This window comes from Streptomyces sp. NPDC005878, from assembly GCF_040629815.1.
Taxonomy (GTDB): domain Bacteria; phylum Actinomycetota; class Actinomycetes; order Streptomycetales; family Streptomycetaceae; genus Streptomyces.
In genome coordinates, this window is sequence record NZ_JBEXWK010000013.1 from 181,295 (window position 1) to 196,540 (window position 15,246).

Consider the following 15,246-nt stretch of genomic DNA (forward strand, 5'->3'; position numbering starts at 1 on the left):
TCCGTGGTCGTGATCATGCGCACCCGGGAGCCGAGGCAGATCGTTTCTGCACACGCCTGGCCAGCGGCGATTCGCAAGTGACCGATTGTGACTTTCTGTAAGGCATCGGGGTGTCGGGCAGGTGTCGGGCTCCTCACCCACCTGGGGCAGCGGAACAGGGCGTCATCACACAAACCACCACAAGGTGGGTGAGGTGTCCCGCATTTCCGTACCCGGAGGTCGACGTGGAGCGTCAGCTGACACCCGGGGGAGTGGAGCGTGCCCGGCTGCGCAGTGCCGCCGCCGCGCTCACCTCCCTGACCGCGGTCGCCGCCACCACCCTCGTGGCGGGCCCCGCCGTGGCCGCCAGATCCGCGATGCCCTGCGCACTGCCCCGCACCGCGGCCCACCACTCGCTCGGAGTGGACACCTGGAACACCGCCTATCCGCGCCCGGTGCGCACGCTCCGGGCGGTGATGGTCTTCCTCTCGTTCCCGGACTCGGTGCCGGTGGCCGCCCCGAAGGACATCGCCACCGACTACTTCCCCGCGACCAGCGACTTCTTCGCCCGCGCCTCGTACGGGAAGTTCCGGCTCCAGGCCGATGCGCGCCCGGAGTGGGTGCGCATGCCGAAGCCGTCCACGTCCTACCGGATACAGCGCGACTGGGACCCCGACCGGCGCACTGAGTACCTGCGCGACGCCGTCGCGGCCGCCGACCCGGGGGTGGACTTCTCGGCGTACGACATCGTCTACCTGGTCGCGGACCCGGACGCGCCGGGCGTCGACTCCGACGCCACCAAGGTCGTCAACTTCGACCAGCCGCTGCGGGTCGACGGCACGGACCTCAAGCGGGTCGTCACGGTCTTCGAACAGCACCCGCCGGACCGCAACGTACTGGCGCACGAGACCGGTCACGTCTTCGACCTGCCCGACCTCTACCACCGGCCGGTCGACGGCAAGGGCGACTGGGACACGTACGTCGGCGACTGGGACGTGATGGGCAGCCAGTTCGGGATGGCGCCGGATCTGTTCGGCTGGCAGAAGTGGAAGCTGGGGTGGCTGGACCGGCGCCAGGTGGCGTGCGTGGCGCCGCGCGGGTCCTCGCGGCTGACCCTGGCGCCGCTCTCGGAGTCGCCCGCGCGGGTCGGCCACGGTGGCGTCCGGCTCGCGGTCGTCCGGACCTCGCGGGACAGCGCGGTCGCCATCGAGGCCCGCGACTCGGCGGGCAACGACCGTACGACCTGTACGTCCGGGCTGCTGGTCTACCGCGTCCGCGGCGAGACGGCGTCGGGCACCGGGCCGGTCGAGGTCCTCGACACCCACCCCGACACGGGGGCGTGCTGGGAGCGCTCGGTGTACCCGGCGCTGGCGGACGCGCCGCTGAATGTGGGCGAGACGTTCACCGTGCCGGGGGAGGGGATCCGGATCGAGGCGACGGGGCGGACGCGGTCGGGGGGGTGGACGGTGAAGGTCACGCCGTAGATATGGGTTGGTGCGGACCGGTGCGGACCGGCGGAGGCCGGTGCGGACACCTTCCAGGCACCTGCCGGGCATACGAAAAGGCCCCCCGCTCGCGCGAGGGGCCTTTTCCGTCTGTGCGCCGCCAGGGACTCGAACCCCGGACCCGCTGATTAAGAGTCAGCTGCTCTAACCAACTGAGCTAGCGGCGCCTGCTGACGTCGTAGACCTTAGCACCCTGATCGGCGGGAGGAAAAATCGATAAGCGCCGGTCGGCGGGGGCGCTGTCCCGGGCGGCGCGGACGCATGCCCACAGCAGGACGTCGGGGCCCGGGAGCCAGGGGTGGCGGGTGTCGGGGGCGACCAGCCAGCGGGCGGCGCCGGGGTGCGGGGCGTGCTCGGTGGGGGCGAGGCCGGGCACGGTGACCGCGTCGCCCGTGCCGTGGCAGAGCAGCGGCGGCACCTTGGTCCACTCCTCCCATTCGAGGAGGGCGGGCAGGCGGTGGGCGGTGCCGGGGGTGGCGAAGAGCAGCATCCTGCCCCGGTGCCGGGCGACCGGCCCGGAGCCGGCGCCCTCGCCCCACAGCCGGTCGAGCATCCGGCGCCCGAAGACGGCGGGCACCCCGACCACGTCGAAGACCGAGCCGCACGGGAGCACGACGGGGGCGTCCGGGCGGTCCTCCCACAGGGCGAGGGTGCTGCGCGGATACGGTCCCGCCGACGCCAGCCAGGCGGCGCCCTCGGGGGTGACCCGCCCACCACGGCCCCGGGGGAGCAGGGCCTCGTCGCGCTGCATGATGCTCATGGGTAGTAGGTCTACGGGCCCCGGCCCCCCGGTCCCGGCGGATTACCGGAAACCGGGACGGGGTGGGGCTTGAAGGAGTATCTTGCGCGGCCGATGGCATATGCCCGTGGGGGTGCCGGGTGTTTGCGTGCGGGCCGGTGGTGGGGTGCCCGCCGGGGCCGGGGTGCCCGGGGTCCGTCTGCGGGCCGTGGGGGTCGCTCGCGCAGTTCCCCGCGCCCCTGTTCGGCCGGGGGTTCGTCTGCGGGCCGGTGCTGGTTGCTCGCGCAGTTCCCCGCGCCCCTAGGTAGTCCCCCGCACCCGGAAAGCCCGGCTCAGCCACGCCCCCTAGGGGCGCGGGGAACTGCGCGAGCAACCCCTCACCGGGCCGCAGACGACTGAGTGCTTTCAGGGGCGCGGGGAACTGCGCGAGCGGCTGACCACGGTTCGCTGACGAATGGCGGCTCAGGGGCGCGAGGAACTGCGCGACCGGCCCCCGCCGGCCCGCAGGCGAACGAGGCCTTCAGGGGCGCGGGGAACTGCGCGACCGGCCCACCGCGACCCGCAGGCAAACACCACGCACCCCGGCCCCGGCGGGCAACCCACCACCGGCCCGCAGACAACCCCCGGGCACCCCCCTTACCCCCGCTCCACCCCCCGCGACAGCAAATCCCGCCCGAACTCCACCATCTTCTTCGCGTAGTCCTCGGTCCACCGCGCCCGCTCGGCGATGTCCGCCGGGGTGAGGCGGTCGAAGCGGCGGGGGTCGGCCAGCTGGGCCGCCGCGATCGCCTGGAACTCCACCGCCCGGTCCGCCGCCGCGCGGAACGCCAGTGCCAGCTCCGTGGAGCGAGACAGCAGCTCCCGGGGGTCCTCGATCGACTCCAGGGCGAAGAAGTGCTCCGGGTCGGCGGCGGCCTCGGCCGGCTCGAACAGCAACGGCGCCGGCCTCAGCCGCTGCCGCTGCTCTTTCCGCTCGGGCTCCGCCATCGGGTCTCCTCCTGCCGCAGTTCAGCGGCCCGGGGTTCGCCCCGGGCCACCCTCCATTGTCCCGCGCCCCGCAAGGGGGCCTCGCAGCGCCCGCACGCCCCCCACTGCCGCCACCGCACGCCCCGCAAGGGGGCTTCGCACCGCCCGCGCGCCCCCCACCGCCGCCACCGTGCGCCCAGCCGCCCGCGCGCCCCCTACGGCCGCCACCGCACCCGGTGCTCGGCCAGGTGTGTCAGGACCGCGTGGTTCGCCTCCCAGCCGTCCGGGAACTTCACCGTGACCCCCAGCTGGACCGGCTCGGTCGAGGGGTGTTCGTCCAGCAGGTCCGTCACGCCCGCCCGGCACACCACCACGCAGGCGTGCCGGTGGCGGGAGGCCAGGACGCACAGGCGGCCCGTCTCCAGGTGGAACGCCGTCGCGTCCGGGCGGCCCGACAGCGGGTGCAGGACGACCGTCACGTCGAACTCGCGGCCCTGGAGCCGGTTCGCCGTGTCCACCGCCACCCCGGTCACCCCCAGCTCCGCGAGCGCGGCCCGTACCGCAGCCGCCTGGTCGCGGTGGGCCGTGCCGACGGCGACCCGGGCCGCCGTCAGCGGCACCGGGTCCGGGGAGCGCTCGCTGGTCGCCGCGCCACCCCGGTCGAGCAGCCTGCGGACGACCTGGGCCACCGCCCGTACCGCCTCCGGGTCGGTGCGCGGGGTGTGGCGGGCGGGCAGCTCCAGCAGGGCCCAGCCCGACGCGGCCGCCTCGTCCAGCGCCCGGTCCGGCGCCGAGCCGTCCGAGGGGACGCCGAAGGAGAGCCGCCGGTCGCCGTGGTCCGTACCGCTGCGGAACGGGGTGTACGGGTAGAACGCGTCGGAGACCAGCGGCGCCGCCGACGCGGGCAGCCGCCAGGAGACCGGCAGCCGGTGCTGCGGCAGCTCGGGGTTGTGCGCGAGCAGCGTCGTCACCGCGCTCGCCGACGGGTCGTAGGACAGCCCCGCCCACTGCTCGGAGTCCGCGATCGCGAAGGGGTCCAGCTGGCCCGGGTCGCCCACGAACAGCGCCCGCTCGAAGAGCCCGGCCACGGCGAGCAGCGCGTCCGAGCGCATCTGGTACGCCTCGTCCACGATCGCGTGCGCCCACGGCTCGACGTCCTTGACGTGCGCCCACTTCGCGGCCGTCGACAGCACGATGTCCAGACCCGCCAGATCGGCGGCCTTCGACGACTTGCGTACGTGCCCGAGGTCGTCCAGGGCCTTGTCGTACGGGTCGGCGTCGCTGCTGTGGAGGCGGCCCACCGGCAGCTCCGGCTCCTGCTCGGCGAGGCGCAGGACGAGGTCGTCGACCTGGGCGTTGGTCTGCGCCACCACCATCAGCGGGCGCCCGGCCGCCGCCAGTTCGAGGGCCGCGCGCACCACGAGCGTCGACTTCCCGGCGCCCGGCGGCGAGTCCACGACGACGCCCCGGGCCTCGGCGTGCAGGGTGTCGTGCAGGATCCTCGCGGTCGCCTCGGCCGCCGCCGCGCCCGGGTCGAAGCCGCGCTCGGTACGGATCACAGCAGGTCCTCCGGGGTGAGGGGGTCGGGGTGTTCCGCGTCCGTGCCCGGCGGGCCGCCGTGGGTCCACGGGGTGGCCTCCGGGTCCGGCAGCTTCGGGCCGCCGCGCTGGTCGTGCTCGAAGAGCGTCCAGCACACCCGGTCGCCCTTTTCCGGCACCGAGCCGGGCGCGGGCTCCTTGCTCCGGCCCATCTTGTCGAGCAGGCGCAGCACGAGCGAGCCGTCCCGCTCGTACCCCACGAACTCCGCCGACTGGGGCTTGCCGTCCAGCGAGCGGAACACCTTCGCCCGCTCGGCCAGGTGCGGCTCGTCGCCCGTGCGCACGGTCACCAGGGGGCGCGGGCTCGGCCGCTTCGACTCCGACCAGGCCATCACCACGTCGACGACCTCGCCCGCGAACGCCTCGCCCGCGAGGCGCCGCCCGGCCATCACCAGCGGGTCGTCCAGCGCCTCCTGCGCCTCCAGCTGCGCCTGGGCGCTCTCGCGCGACGCGAGCTTGGCCGCCGCCGTCACCGCGTCGTCGCGGCGGGGCTGCGGCGGCTCGCCGGCCCGTACGCGGTCCCGGTGGGCGGTGAACGACCAGCGGTCGCGGGTCCAGCGGTCCGCCGCGCGCGGCGCCTCGGGCAGCTCCCGCAGCAGGTCGAGGGAGCGCCACACCGCCTCCCAGGTGGGCCGCAGCTGGCCCTCGACCAGTCGGCGGATCTCCTGTTCGGCCCGGGAGAGGCCGGCCAGGCGCGCGTCGGCCGCCTCGCCGTCCTGCGCCGCGGACAGCGCCTGGCGGGCCCGGTCGTAGCGGTCGAACGCGGGGGCGAGCAGCTTGTTGTCGAAGGCCGGGTCGGTGGCGGGGCCGGCCGGCGGGCACAGCAGCTGCCCGTCCCCGTCCCGGGCGAGCTCGGCCCGCAGCGCCGCCTCCGCGCCCGTGGCGCCCTCGGGCGGGTCGATCCAGGCGAGCAGCGCCCCCAGGTGCTGGTCCTCCAGGCTGGACTGGCCCGTCGCCCAGTGCCGGGCGAGCAGGTCGGTGGCGGCCAGCAGCAGCGCGGAGCCGGGGACGCGGGCGCGCTCCCCGTAGTGCGTCAGCCAGCGGCCGAGCAGCGGGACGCGCGGGGGCGCGGGGTGCGGGGTGTCCGGGTCCTGTTCGGCGGTCCGGCGAAAGCGCATGGAGCGGCCGAGCAGCCGTACGAAGTCGACGGCGGCCCGGCCCGGCACCACGATCTGCGGCGCGTCGGCGCACAGCTCGACCTCGACCTTGACCTTCTTGCCGGTCTCCGGGTCGGTCTCGTTGCGCTCGGCGGCCTCCACCTCGTCCGCGTACGCGTCCAGATGCGGCAGTACGGCGTCGGCGAGCTCGGCGAGGAAGGCGAACCGCAGCTCGCGGTCGCGCGGCTGGGGCACGACGAGCAGACGGGGCGCCTCGCGGTCGGTCCCCACCAGCGCCCCGAGCGGCGCCCCGGCCTCTCCGGAGGTGGTCAGCGGGACGAGCACGAGCGGATGGTCCGCCAGGTGCCGGTGGCGCACGGTGGCCAGCGGCGCGGCCCGTCCGGCCTCGACGGCCTCCAGCCGGGCGAGGGTGGTGATCAGCGACATACGGCGCCTCCCGCGGCCGCGCCTTCCAGGGCCTCCGCGCGCAGCGCCGCGGCCCTGCGCAGCGCGGCCACCGCCGGGTCGGCCGCGTCGCCCGCGTGGCCGCGCGCCGCGTCCAGGACCGCGCCGACGCTGGTCAGCCCGCCCAGCTCGGCCCGCAGGCCGCGGCCGAGCGCCGTCACCGCATCCAGGGAGCGGGCCCGGTCGCGGCAGTGGAAGGCCAGCTCGCAGGCGGCCAGGCACTCCGGCGCGTACGTCGCCGGGACGGACTCGACCGTGTCCGTCAGCTCGGTGGCCGGCCGGTCGAGCGCGAAGCTGGCGCCGGGCGGCAGCGCGTCGGCGATCTCCTCGATCCGGGTGAGCCGGGCCAGCTGGCGCCGGGTCACCGACAGCTGCTTGCGCACGTCGACGAGGGAGGCGGTCGGCAGGTTGGAGAAGTCCTTGGGGCAGACGAGCAGCACCGAGTGCGCGACGGCGGGGGCCGGGGAGTCCGCGTCCCGCGGCCCTTCCACCAGGCCCGCCACCCGCTCCAGGGCCAGGACGTACACCGCCGCCTGGCGGGCCGCGGCGCCCACCTTGGACGGATCCGCCGCCGCGTCGATCATCGGGAAGGACTTGATCTCGACGACCGTCCACCGGCCGTCCGGGGCGATCACCACCGCGTCCGGCTCCAGGTAGGCGGGGGAGCCCGCCACCTCCAGGGCCAGCATCGGGTGTTCCAGGAGCGTCCATCCGCCGGACGCCGTCGCCTCGCGCAGCGCGAGGGCCGTGCGCGCGGCCCGGCCCTCGGGACCGGCCGCCGCCAGGTCGGGGACGACCGCGTCCTTGGGCGGCTCGCCGCCGGTGCGCTCGTGGAGCAGCCGCAGCAGTTCCGTACCGCCGTCGGACTTCACGCGGGCCTCGAAGGTGTTGCCGCGCGCGATGGCGAACTGGGACTGGCCGAACGCCGCCGACGGGGAGCCCAGCGCCTCGGCCAGCGCGCCCTTGTCGACGCCCGCCCCGTCGAGCAGGGCGCGGCGGCGGCAGCCCGGGTTGGCGGCGAGGGCCGCCAGCGCCCGGGCGTCCAGCGGGCGTGGCACGGCGGTGGGACCGCGCAGCTCAGCGAGCCGCTGACGAATGGCTGTCGCCCGCTCCCGCGGTGGAGTCGTCGGACGTGCGCTGCCCTGGAATTCGCTCACCCGCGGAAGTCTTGCATCCGGCACTGACAATCGGGGCCGGTGTGCCGAACGAGCCGGGTGCGACACGGGCGCGCACCGCGTTCGCGAGCCGCATCGCGGGCCGCGAGAGCAGCAGTCCGAGCCCCATCACGACCACCCCGGCGACCGCGTCGAGCAGATAGTGGTTGGCGGTGCCCATCACCACGAACGTGATGGTCAGCGGGTACGCGACACCCAGCACCCGGGTCCAGCGGCGCCCGCCGAAGCGCCACAGCATCACCCCGCACCACAGCGCCCAGCCCACGTGGAGGCTCGGCATCGCCGCGTACTGGTTGGTCATGCCGCCCATGCCGCGCGGCGCACTGGCCTCGCCGCCCCACCAGCCGTACGAGCTGTACTGCGCCATCGTGTCGACGAACCCGTACGAGGGGTCGAGCAGGCGCGGCGGACAGGTCGGCAGCAGCGAGAAGCCGATCAGTCCCATGAGGGTGGAGAGCATCAGCCAGGTGCGGGCGGCGCGGTACCGCAGCGGCCGGCGCCGGAAGAGCCACACCAGGATCGCGGGCGTCACCAGGTAGTGCAGCGACGCGTAGGCGAAGTCGGCGGGTATGCCGAGGGAGGGGGTGCGGGTGAAGAGCCGGTTGAGCGGGTGCTCGGCGTTCAGGTGCAGGTACTTCTCGATGCGCAGGATCGCCAGGCCGTGGTCGACGGCCTGCGACTCGCTACCGCTCACCAGCAGGCGGCCCGCCGAGTAGGCGGCGTAGACGATGGCGATGAGCGGCAGCTCGGTCCACCAGCGGGGCCGAGGCGCGGGGTGCTGCATCTCCGGACCCTCTCCATCTCTTCTTCAGGGCCTCTTCGGGCCCCGTTCAGGTGTTCAACCGTACGGTGGTCGCGGGTGCGCTTGTGCACCCACCCCCGAAGGACGCGGGGGAGGGCCGCAAGGGTGCGCGATGATGGAGGTGAACCTCCGCCGAACCCTCGGCATTCTCCACGCGCCACGGGAGTGACCTGACATGCCAGCCGCCGAACCGCGCCTCCTGCTCGCCCGGCACGGGCAGACCGAGTGGTCGCTCGCCGGCAGGCACACCGGCCGTACCGACATCCCGCTCCTTGAGGAGGGCCGCCGGGGCGCGAAGCTGCTCGGCGAGCGCCTGCACCGCGCGCCCTGGGGCGGTCTGGCGGACGTCGAGGTGCGGACGAGCCCGCTGGCGCGGGCGCGCGAGACGTGCGACCTGGCCGGCTTCGGGGAGCGCGCGCGGGACTGGGACGCGCTGATGGAGTTCGACTACGGGGCGTACGAGGGGCTCACCCCGCCCCAGATCAAGGCGGGCCGGCCGGACTGGTTCATCTGGCGCGACGGGGTCGAGGGCGGCGAGACGCTGGCCCAGGTGTCGGCGCGGGCGGACGAGGTCGTGGAGTGGGCGCGGTCGGCCGGGCGGGACGTGCTGGTCTTCGCGCACGGGCACATCCTGCGGTCGATCGCGGCGCGCTGGCTCGGCGAGCCGATCGGTTTCGCGGCGCGCATCAAGCTGGAGCCGACCTCGCTGTCGGTGCTGGGGTGGGCGTACGGGCAGCCTGCGGTGGAGCGGTGGAACGACACGGGCCACCTGGAGGTCTGACCAGCCCACCCCGGCCCGCAGCCAAGCACCGACCCTTAAGGGGCGCGGGGAACTGCGCGAGCAACCCACCACTCACCCGCAGACAAAACCAGCGCCCTACCCCGAAGCCCTCCGGTCCAAGAACCCCCCCACTTCCGGGCACCCCGCATGGGGCGCCAGGATGCGGGCCGTGTCGGCCAGCATGGCCTGGATCCGGGTGGACTGGACCTCGGTGAGGAGGTCGAGGACCTGGTGCCCCGCCGCCGCCGACTCCGTCGGCAAGCCCGCGCGGGCCAGGTCGTCGGCGAGTTCCGCGCGGTACAGGGCCAGGTTGCGGGCGAAGTGCGGGTCCTGGAGGCAGGCCGCGCGGCGGGCATGGCGGGCCGCGCGGGACCAGTCGCCCAGCGCCGACCAGCACTGCGCCTCCAGCATCTCCAGCTCCGCCTCCACGAAGAACGTCATCCACTCCGGGTCCCGCTCGGACGGGCCGCGCGCGAACAGCGCGTGCGCCCGGGTGAGCGACTGCTCGCACGCCCCCCGGTCCCCGAGCCCGGCCCAGCCGCCCGCCTCCCGCAGCGCGAGCAGCGCCAGCAGCCGGGAGGAGCCGAGCCGACGGGCCGCGCGCCCGCCCGCCTGCGCGGCCCGCAGCGCCTCGCGCGGCCGTCCCGCGTCCCTGGCCAGGAACGACATGTTGCAGAAGGCGTGCGCCTCCAGGGCCGGGTCGCCCGCGAGGCGGGCGGTCGCCAGCGCCTCCGCGTAGTGCGAGCGGGCCTCCTCGTAGTGGCCCGAGTCATGGGCGAGCCATCCCACCGAGATGGCCAGCTCGCCCGCGCCGGCGTGCAGCCGCTCGGCCGTGGAGCGGCGCGCGGTGCCCGCGTCGAGCAGCGCGTACGCCGTGCGCAGCGGCTGGGCGGCCCTGCGGTAGAGCCCGTTCGCGCCGTGCCGGTCGTCGAGCAGCCGGATCCGCCGCACCGCCTCCTCGACCGCGCCGACCTCGGCCTCGCCGACCCGTCGTACCGACGGGGCCGACGGGGCTGACGGGTCGGTGGGGTCGTGGGGCGCGGCGGTGGCGCACTCGGGCAGCAGCCCCAGGGAGACGGCCGCCAGGGTGGCGGAGCCGCCGGTCATGAACGCGCGACGCAGCACGTCGCTCTCCTCGTCATTACGGTCTTCCTCGTGGTCGATGGTGCCGCGGCGGGGTGCGGGGTGTTCCTGGGGCGTGGTGTGCGGCGGGGTCGCACCACACCCCGCACGGGCCCCCCGGCCCCGTACCGCCTCACGCGACGAGAACCCCATGTCGGCCAGCGTCAAACCCGGGAACATGTGGCGGAACACGCGTTCGTAGGCGTAGTTGGGGCAGCGGATCTCGCCGGCCTCCACCCGTCCGACGTACCGCGCGTCACAGGCGACCTGCTCGCCGATCTCGCGGGCCGCCCTGCGGACCGCCGCGGCGAACTCGCCGGGCGAGCGCTGGCCCCGCAGTTCGCGGAAGGCGGTGTTGGGTGCCTTGGCGGGATTCCGTTCGGGAGGTCGTGCGGCGGAGTTCGCTCCGGCGCGGGGATCCGTGGGCGTCGCCATGGCTCAACAGCTCTCTCCGGCGTGGTGGTGCGGAGCAAGAACGTACCGGCAACATCGGCTTCCAGAAACGAAGTTTGGCTACAAAAGGGATATCTCACCTGCGATCTGCTATGAACTGCCATCCTTTGCGGCGGCATACCGCCGTAGCCGTTGACAGGGACCGGCGTTGAACCATGCGGATACCGCCAACCCGCAGAAACCACGTGGGGGTTGCCTTGTTGGAGGCCGGCATGGACATCGAAGGCACCGGGACGACCACGACGACCGTGCGGCACCGGCCCACCCGGGACGCCGGTGGACCGCCGGGCGGCGAGGAGCCCTGCGACCTGGTCACCGTGCCCGCGCGGCAGGGCCTGGAGGCGGTGGACATCCTGCGCCGCGCGGTCGCCCCGGCCGCCGTCGGCCCCGTGCTCCACGACGGCGCCTGCGACACCCTCGGGTTCCTGGTGCCGCCCGGCACCGCCGCCGCCTGGGACGTGCCGGGCAGCGCCTGCACCGAGACGAACGGACGGGGACTGCGCCTGCCGGGACCGCCCGAGCCGCCGGCCCCCGGCAGCGGCTGGCTGCTGCCGCCGGACGCGGTGGCGGTCACCGACCCGGCCGTGCTGCGCCTGGCGCTGGGCGAGGCCGCCCGGCTCATCGAGGCCGCGGACGGCATCACCGAGGCCGGCGGCCGATAATGGTCGGATGGCGGCACGAAGCGGTACGAAGAACACGGCGAAGGGCGGGGCGAAGGCCGCGCCGGGCGGGCGGCGCGGCCGCCCGTCCGCCCCGCAGGCCGTCGTGGAGCCGGTCGACGGCGGCCTCGCCGAGCTGATACCCGACCGGGACAGCCCGCACGGCTGGACCCTGCTGCTCGACGGCGCCCCCCAGTCCCATGTCGACCTGGACGCGCCGGAGCGGCTCACCTTCGAGTACCAGCGCCGCCTCGGCCACGTCATCGACCTGGCCGGTGAGCCGGGCCGCCCCCTCCAGGTGCTGCACCTGGGCGGCGGCGCCCTCACCCTCGCCCGCTACACGGCCGCCACCCGTCCCCGCTCCACCCAGCAGGTCGTCGAGATCGACGCGGCGCTGGTGGCGCTGGTCCGCCGGGAGCTGCCGCTCGATCCGCAGGCCCGGATACGGGTGCGCTCCCTGGACGCGCGCGAGGGGCTCGCCAAGCTCCCGGACGGCTGGGCCGACCTGGTCGTCGCCGACGTCTTCAGCGGCGCCCGCACCCCCGCCCATCTGACCAGCACCGAGTTCCTCGGCGAGGTGCGCCGGGTGCTGCGGCCCGGCGGGATCTACGCGGCCAACCTCGCCGACGGCCCCCCGCTGGCGCATCTGCGCGGCCAGATAGCCACCGCCGCCGGGCTCTTCCCCGAACTGGCGCTCGCCGCCGACCCGACCGTGCTGCGCGGCAAGCGATTCGGCAACGCGGTCCTGCTCGCCTCGGACGTGCCGCTGCCGGTGGCCGAGTTCACCCGCCGCATCGCGGGCGACCCGCACCCCGGACGCGTCGAACACGGGCGAGCGCTCGCCCACTTCACCGGCGGGGCGGCCCCGGTGACGGACGCGACCGCCAAGCCGTCCCCCGTACCACCGCCCGCGGTGTTCCGCTAGGAAGCGGAGGCCGGCCCGGCGCCCGCGGGCTCAGCCCCGGTCGTCCAGCTCCACGGTCGGCGCGTGGTTGTACCAGGTGCAGAAGACCGACACCTCGCGCGTGCCCTTGCTGAACGTCACCCGGATCCACGTCGGCTGCTTCCACACCTGCATCCGCCAGCCCGCGTCCGGCGTCGCCGTCACCAGCTCCGCCGCGGTGGCCCCGATGTCGAAGACGACCCGGCCGCCGTCGACGTTGTAGCCCTTCACGTCTCCGGAGGAGCCGGACGTGCTGGAAGAGGGCTGGCCGGCGGGGGACTTGGGCGGTGGCGGCGCGGCGGGGGAGCGGCTCGGCCCATGGTCCGCGGGCGGCGAGGGCGTGCCGGAAGGGCCGCCGGACGGGGACGGCGAACCCTTCGGCCGCCGCGTCGAGGAGGCGAGCGGCCGCACCCCCTGGGCGGTGTGCCCGTCGCCGGTGAGCGGGACCGCGCGCGGCGGGTCGTACGCCGTCCCGGCCATCACCGTGTGCACGCCCCACCAGGAGAGCGTGACGGCCGCCCCGGTGGCCAGCGACCAGGCGCAGACGTGAACGATTCCTCGGTGTATCGGGGTCATATCGGGGGCCATACTGCCCCACGCGCCCCACGCGTGTCCCCTCCCACCGGGCCCCGCCCCGCCTCGTCCCGGCCGGGACCGCTGTACCCCGGATGGCGTACGGTGCCGCCCATGGCAAGTGTGCTCGTGGTCGAGGACGACCAGTTCGTTCGCTCCGCCCTCATCCGCCACCTCACCGAGGCCTCCCACACCGTACGGAGCGTCGGAACAGCGCTGGAGGCGCTGCGCGAGGTGGCCCATTTCTCCTTCGACGTGGTCGTCCTGGACCTCGGACTGCCCGATCTCGACGGCGCCGAGGCGCTGAAGATGCTCCGCGGCATCACCGACGTACCGGTGATCATCGCGACCGCGCGGGACGACGAGGCGGAGATCGTCCGGCTGCTCAACGACGGCGCCGACGACTACCTGGTCAAACCGTTCTCCGTGGAGCACCTGTCCGCCCGGATGGCGGCCGTGCTGCGCCGGGCGCGAGCCGCCGGGGCCGAGCCGCCGCCCACGCTGATCCGGGTCGGCGGCCTCTCCATCGACCCGCTGCGCCGGCAGGCCGAACTCGACGGGCTGCGCCTCGATCTGACGCGCCGCGAGTTCGACCTGCTGGCGTTCCTCGCCGGGCGGCCCGGCGTGGTCGTGCCGCGCAGGGAGCTGCTGGCCGAGGTGTGGCAGCAGTCCTACGGCGACGACCAGACCATCGACGTCCATCTGTCCTGGCTGCGCCGCAAGCTCGGCGAGACGGCCGCGCAGCCCCGCTATCTGCACACCCTGCGCGGAGTGGGTGTGAAGCTGGAGCCACCTCGGGCGGAGCCCGGCCGATGAGATGGGCCCTGGTGAAGGTCGCGGTCGCCGTCACCCTCATGGTGGTGCTCGCCTTCGCCGTACCGCTGGGCCTGGTCATCAAGGAGATGGCGCGCGACCGCGCCTTCTCCAACGCCGAACGCCAGGCCGCCGCGATCGGCCCCACCCTGTCGATCACCACCGACCGCGACGCGCTGGAACGGGCCGTCGCCTCCACCCAGGCGGGCGCGGCGGGCCGGATGGCCGTGCACATCCCGGCGGCGCCGGGCGGCGCGCCCTCCGAGATCGGCCGGCGGCGGGCGGCCCGCAAGGACCTCGACGCGACCCGCAAGGTGGTCCGCGCCTACATCTCCGACGTCCCCGGCGGCTCCACGCTCCTCCAGCCGACCGCGCTGAGCTCGGGCGAGATCGCGATCGTCGAGGTGTACGTGCCCGAGGCCGAGGTCACCAATGGCGTCGCCACGGCGTGGCTGGTCCTCGCGGGCGTGGGCGTCGCCCTCGTCGTCGGCTCGGTCGCGGTGGCGGACCGGCTGGGCGTACGGATGGTCCGCCCGGCCCAGCGGCTCGCGGGCGCGGCGCACGACCTGGGCGAGGGGAGGCTGGGGGCGCGGGTGCCGGAGGAGGGTCCGGCGGAACTGCGCTCGGCGGCCGTCGCCTTCAACTCCATGGCCGACCAGGTGGTCCAGCTCCTCGCGAACGAGCGGGAGCTGGCGGCCGACCTCTCCCACCGTCTGCGCACCCCGCTGACGGTGCTGCGCCTCAACGCCGCGTCGCTGGGCGACGGGCCGGCCGCCGAGCAGACGCGGGCGGCGGTCGAGCAGTTGGAGCGCGAGGTCGACACGATCATCCGTACGGCCCGGGAGGCCAAGCCGCAGACCCAGCCGGCTGGGGCGGGCGCCGGGTGCGACGCCTCCGAGGTCATCCGGGACCGGATGGCGTTCTGGTCGGCGCTGGCGGAGGACGAGGGCCGGGAGGTACGCCTCGCGGGCGTCGACCGTCCCGTACGCATCCCGGTCGCCCGGCCCGAACTGGCCGCCGCGCTCGACGCGATGCTGGGCAATGTCTTCCGCCACACCCCCGAGGGCACGGCGTTCGCGGTGGACGTCCACAACGGCGAGGACGCGGTGATCGTCCTGATCTCGGACGCGGGCCCCGGCATCGCCGACCCCCGGGCGGCCCTGGCCCGGGGTTCGAGCGGCGGCGGCTCGACGGGCCTCGGCCTGGACATCGTGCGCCGCATGGCGGAGGCGACGGGGGGTGACGTGCGGCTGGGGCGGTCGGTGCTGGGCGGGACGGAGGTACGGGTGTGGATCGGCCTGGGCGGGACGGGAGCGCGAACGTCACGCATCCGCCGCCGGGGCAGACGCCGCCGCCCGGAGCCCCGACGCGCCGGCCCGCCCGTCGGGTAGGGCCGCGACCGCCGGGGCGTGCGGGGTGCGGTGCGGTAGGCCGGCCGTCATTTCCGGCTACGGACCGTGCCGGGTGGCTCGCGCAGTTCCCCGCGCCCCTGGGCAGGATTGGTCCATCATGTCGCCCAAGTACCGAGCACTGTCAGCGGCGTTGACCTGCGCGGCAGCCGACAGTTGCAGCGAGG

The 15,246-nt window shown here is 75.0% G+C and carries 14 protein-coding genes and 1 tRNA gene; 6 read left to right on the forward strand and 9 right to left on the reverse strand.

The window, feature by feature from the left end; genetic code table 11:
- The first annotated feature begins 224 nt into the window (after positions 1–224).
- A complete protein-coding gene (locus tag ABZ404_RS20825; RefSeq protein ID WP_358834093.1) occupies positions 225–1,463 on the forward strand; it encodes a M6 family metalloprotease domain-containing protein in 1,239 nt (412 codons plus the stop codon).
- A gap of 114 nt (positions 1,464–1,577) precedes the next feature.
- Here the strand turns inward: ABZ404_RS20825 and ABZ404_RS20830 are convergent.
- From ABZ404_RS20830 to ABZ404_RS20860, 7 genes are all read right to left on the reverse strand, one after another.
- A tRNA-Lys gene (locus ABZ404_RS20830) sits at positions 1,578–1,651 on the reverse strand.
- The gene (locus ABZ404_RS20835; RefSeq protein ID WP_358834092.1) at positions 1,642–2,244 is read right to left on the reverse strand and encodes a bifunctional DNA primase/polymerase; all 603 of its coding nucleotides are present in this window, start codon (positions 2,242–2,244) and stop codon (positions 1,642–1,644) included. Before ABZ404_RS20835 ends, ABZ404_RS20830 begins: the two co-directional genes overlap by 10 nt.
- A gap of 615 nt (positions 2,245–2,859) precedes the next feature.
- Entirely contained in the window at positions 2,860–3,210 is a 351-nt protein-coding gene (locus ABZ404_RS20840) for a hypothetical protein (protein ID WP_358835959.1), read from the reverse strand.
- A 194-nt stretch (positions 3,211–3,404) separates the two neighbouring features.
- Complete coding sequence (locus ABZ404_RS20845; RefSeq protein ID WP_358835960.1) at positions 3,405–4,745, reverse strand: AAA domain-containing protein; 1,341 nt, start codon at positions 4,743–4,745, stop codon at positions 3,405–3,407.
- Positions 4,745–6,331, reverse strand: coding sequence for a hypothetical protein (locus tag ABZ404_RS20850; RefSeq protein WP_358835958.1), 1,587 nt, complete (start codon positions 6,329–6,331; stop codon positions 4,745–4,747). Before ABZ404_RS20850 ends, ABZ404_RS20845 begins: the two co-directional genes overlap by 1 nt.
- The gene (locus ABZ404_RS20855) at positions 6,322–7,506 is read right to left on the reverse strand and encodes a hypothetical protein (RefSeq protein ID WP_358835957.1); all 1,185 of its coding nucleotides are present in this window, start codon (positions 7,504–7,506) and stop codon (positions 6,322–6,324) included. The genes ABZ404_RS20850 and ABZ404_RS20855 overlap by 10 nt, the downstream gene beginning before the upstream one ends.
- A complete protein-coding gene (locus ABZ404_RS20860; RefSeq protein WP_358835956.1) occupies positions 7,427–8,308 on the reverse strand; it encodes a phosphatase PAP2 family protein in 882 nt (293 codons plus the stop codon). Before ABZ404_RS20860 ends, ABZ404_RS20855 begins: the two co-directional genes overlap by 80 nt.
- A gap of 193 nt (positions 8,309–8,501) precedes the next feature.
- Between ABZ404_RS20860 and ABZ404_RS20865 the strand changes: the two genes are divergently transcribed.
- A complete protein-coding gene (locus ABZ404_RS20865; protein WP_358835955.1) occupies positions 8,502–9,107 on the forward strand; it encodes a histidine phosphatase family protein in 606 nt (201 codons plus the stop codon).
- Between the two features lie 96 nt (positions 9,108–9,203).
- Here the strand turns inward: ABZ404_RS20865 and ABZ404_RS20870 are convergent, their stop codons facing one another.
- Positions 9,204–10,664, reverse strand: a complete 1,461-nt coding sequence (locus ABZ404_RS20870; protein ID WP_358835954.1) for a tetratricopeptide repeat protein — start codon at positions 10,662–10,664, stop codon at positions 9,204–9,206.
- A gap of 230 nt (positions 10,665–10,894) precedes the next feature.
- On the opposite strand from ABZ404_RS20870, the gene ABZ404_RS20875 reads away from it, so the two are divergent.
- Both ABZ404_RS20875 and ABZ404_RS20880 read left to right on the forward strand, forming a co-directional pair.
- Positions 10,895–11,344, forward strand: a complete 450-nt coding sequence (locus ABZ404_RS20875; RefSeq protein ID WP_358835953.1) for a hypothetical protein — start codon at positions 10,895–10,897, stop codon at positions 11,342–11,344.
- A gap of 7 nt (positions 11,345–11,351) precedes the next feature.
- A complete protein-coding gene (locus ABZ404_RS20880; RefSeq protein ID WP_358835952.1) occupies positions 11,352–12,266 on the forward strand; it encodes a fused MFS/spermidine synthase in 915 nt (304 codons plus the stop codon).
- A gap of 30 nt (positions 12,267–12,296) precedes the next feature.
- On the opposite strand, the gene ABZ404_RS20885 is transcribed toward ABZ404_RS20880, so the two are convergent.
- Positions 12,297–12,860, reverse strand: coding sequence for a hypothetical protein (locus ABZ404_RS20885; protein WP_358835951.1), 564 nt, complete (start codon positions 12,858–12,860; stop codon positions 12,297–12,299).
- Positions 12,861–12,971: 111 nt separating this feature from the next.
- On the opposite strand from ABZ404_RS20885, the gene ABZ404_RS20890 reads away from it, so the two are divergent.
- Both ABZ404_RS20890 and ABZ404_RS20895 read left to right on the forward strand, forming a co-directional pair.
- On the forward strand, positions 12,972–13,673 hold the full coding sequence (locus ABZ404_RS20890) for a response regulator transcription factor (protein ID WP_358835950.1): 702 nt from the start codon (positions 12,972–12,974) through the stop codon (positions 13,671–13,673).
- Positions 13,670–15,061, forward strand: a complete 1,392-nt coding sequence (locus ABZ404_RS20895; protein WP_358990659.1) for a HAMP domain-containing sensor histidine kinase — start codon at positions 13,670–13,672, stop codon at positions 15,059–15,061. The genes ABZ404_RS20890 and ABZ404_RS20895 overlap by 4 nt, the downstream gene beginning before the upstream one ends.
- Positions 15,062–15,246: the final 185 nt, after the last annotated feature.

Coding starts and splice junctions, on each gene's coding strand:
- ABZ404_RS20835 (WP_358834092.1), bottom strand. CDS start 2,244: ATGAGCATCATGCAGCGCGACGAGGCCCTGCTCCCCCGGGGCCGTGGT.
- ABZ404_RS20840 (WP_358835959.1), bottom strand. CDS start 3,210: ATGGCGGAGCCCGAGCGGAAAGAGCAGCGGCAGCGGCTGAGGCCGGCG.
- ABZ404_RS20850 (WP_358835958.1), bottom strand. CDS start 6,331: ATGTCGCTGATCACCACCCTCGCCCGGCTGGAGGCCGTCGAGGCCGGA.
- ABZ404_RS20860 (WP_358835956.1), bottom strand. CDS start 8,308: ATGCAGCACCCCGCGCCTCGGCCCCGCTGGTGGACCGAGCTGCCGCTC.
- ABZ404_RS20865 (WP_358835955.1), top strand. CDS start 8,502: ATGCCAGCCGCCGAACCGCGCCTCCTGCTCGCCCGGCACGGGCAGACC.
- ABZ404_RS20870 (WP_358835954.1), bottom strand. CDS start 10,664: ATGGCGACGCCCACGGATCCCCGCGCCGGAGCGAACTCCGCCGCACGA.
- ABZ404_RS20875 (WP_358835953.1), top strand. CDS start 10,895: ATGGACATCGAAGGCACCGGGACGACCACGACGACCGTGCGGCACCGG.
- ABZ404_RS20880 (WP_358835952.1), top strand. CDS start 11,352: ATGGCGGCACGAAGCGGTACGAAGAACACGGCGAAGGGCGGGGCGAAG.
- ABZ404_RS20885 (WP_358835951.1), bottom strand. CDS start 12,860: ATGACCCCGATACACCGAGGAATCGTTCACGTCTGCGCCTGGTCGCTG.
- ABZ404_RS20890 (WP_358835950.1), top strand. CDS start 12,972: ATGGCAAGTGTGCTCGTGGTCGAGGACGACCAGTTCGTTCGCTCCGCC.
- ABZ404_RS20895 (WP_358990659.1), top strand. CDS start 13,670: ATGAGATGGGCCCTGGTGAAGGTCGCGGTCGCCGTCACCCTCATGGTG.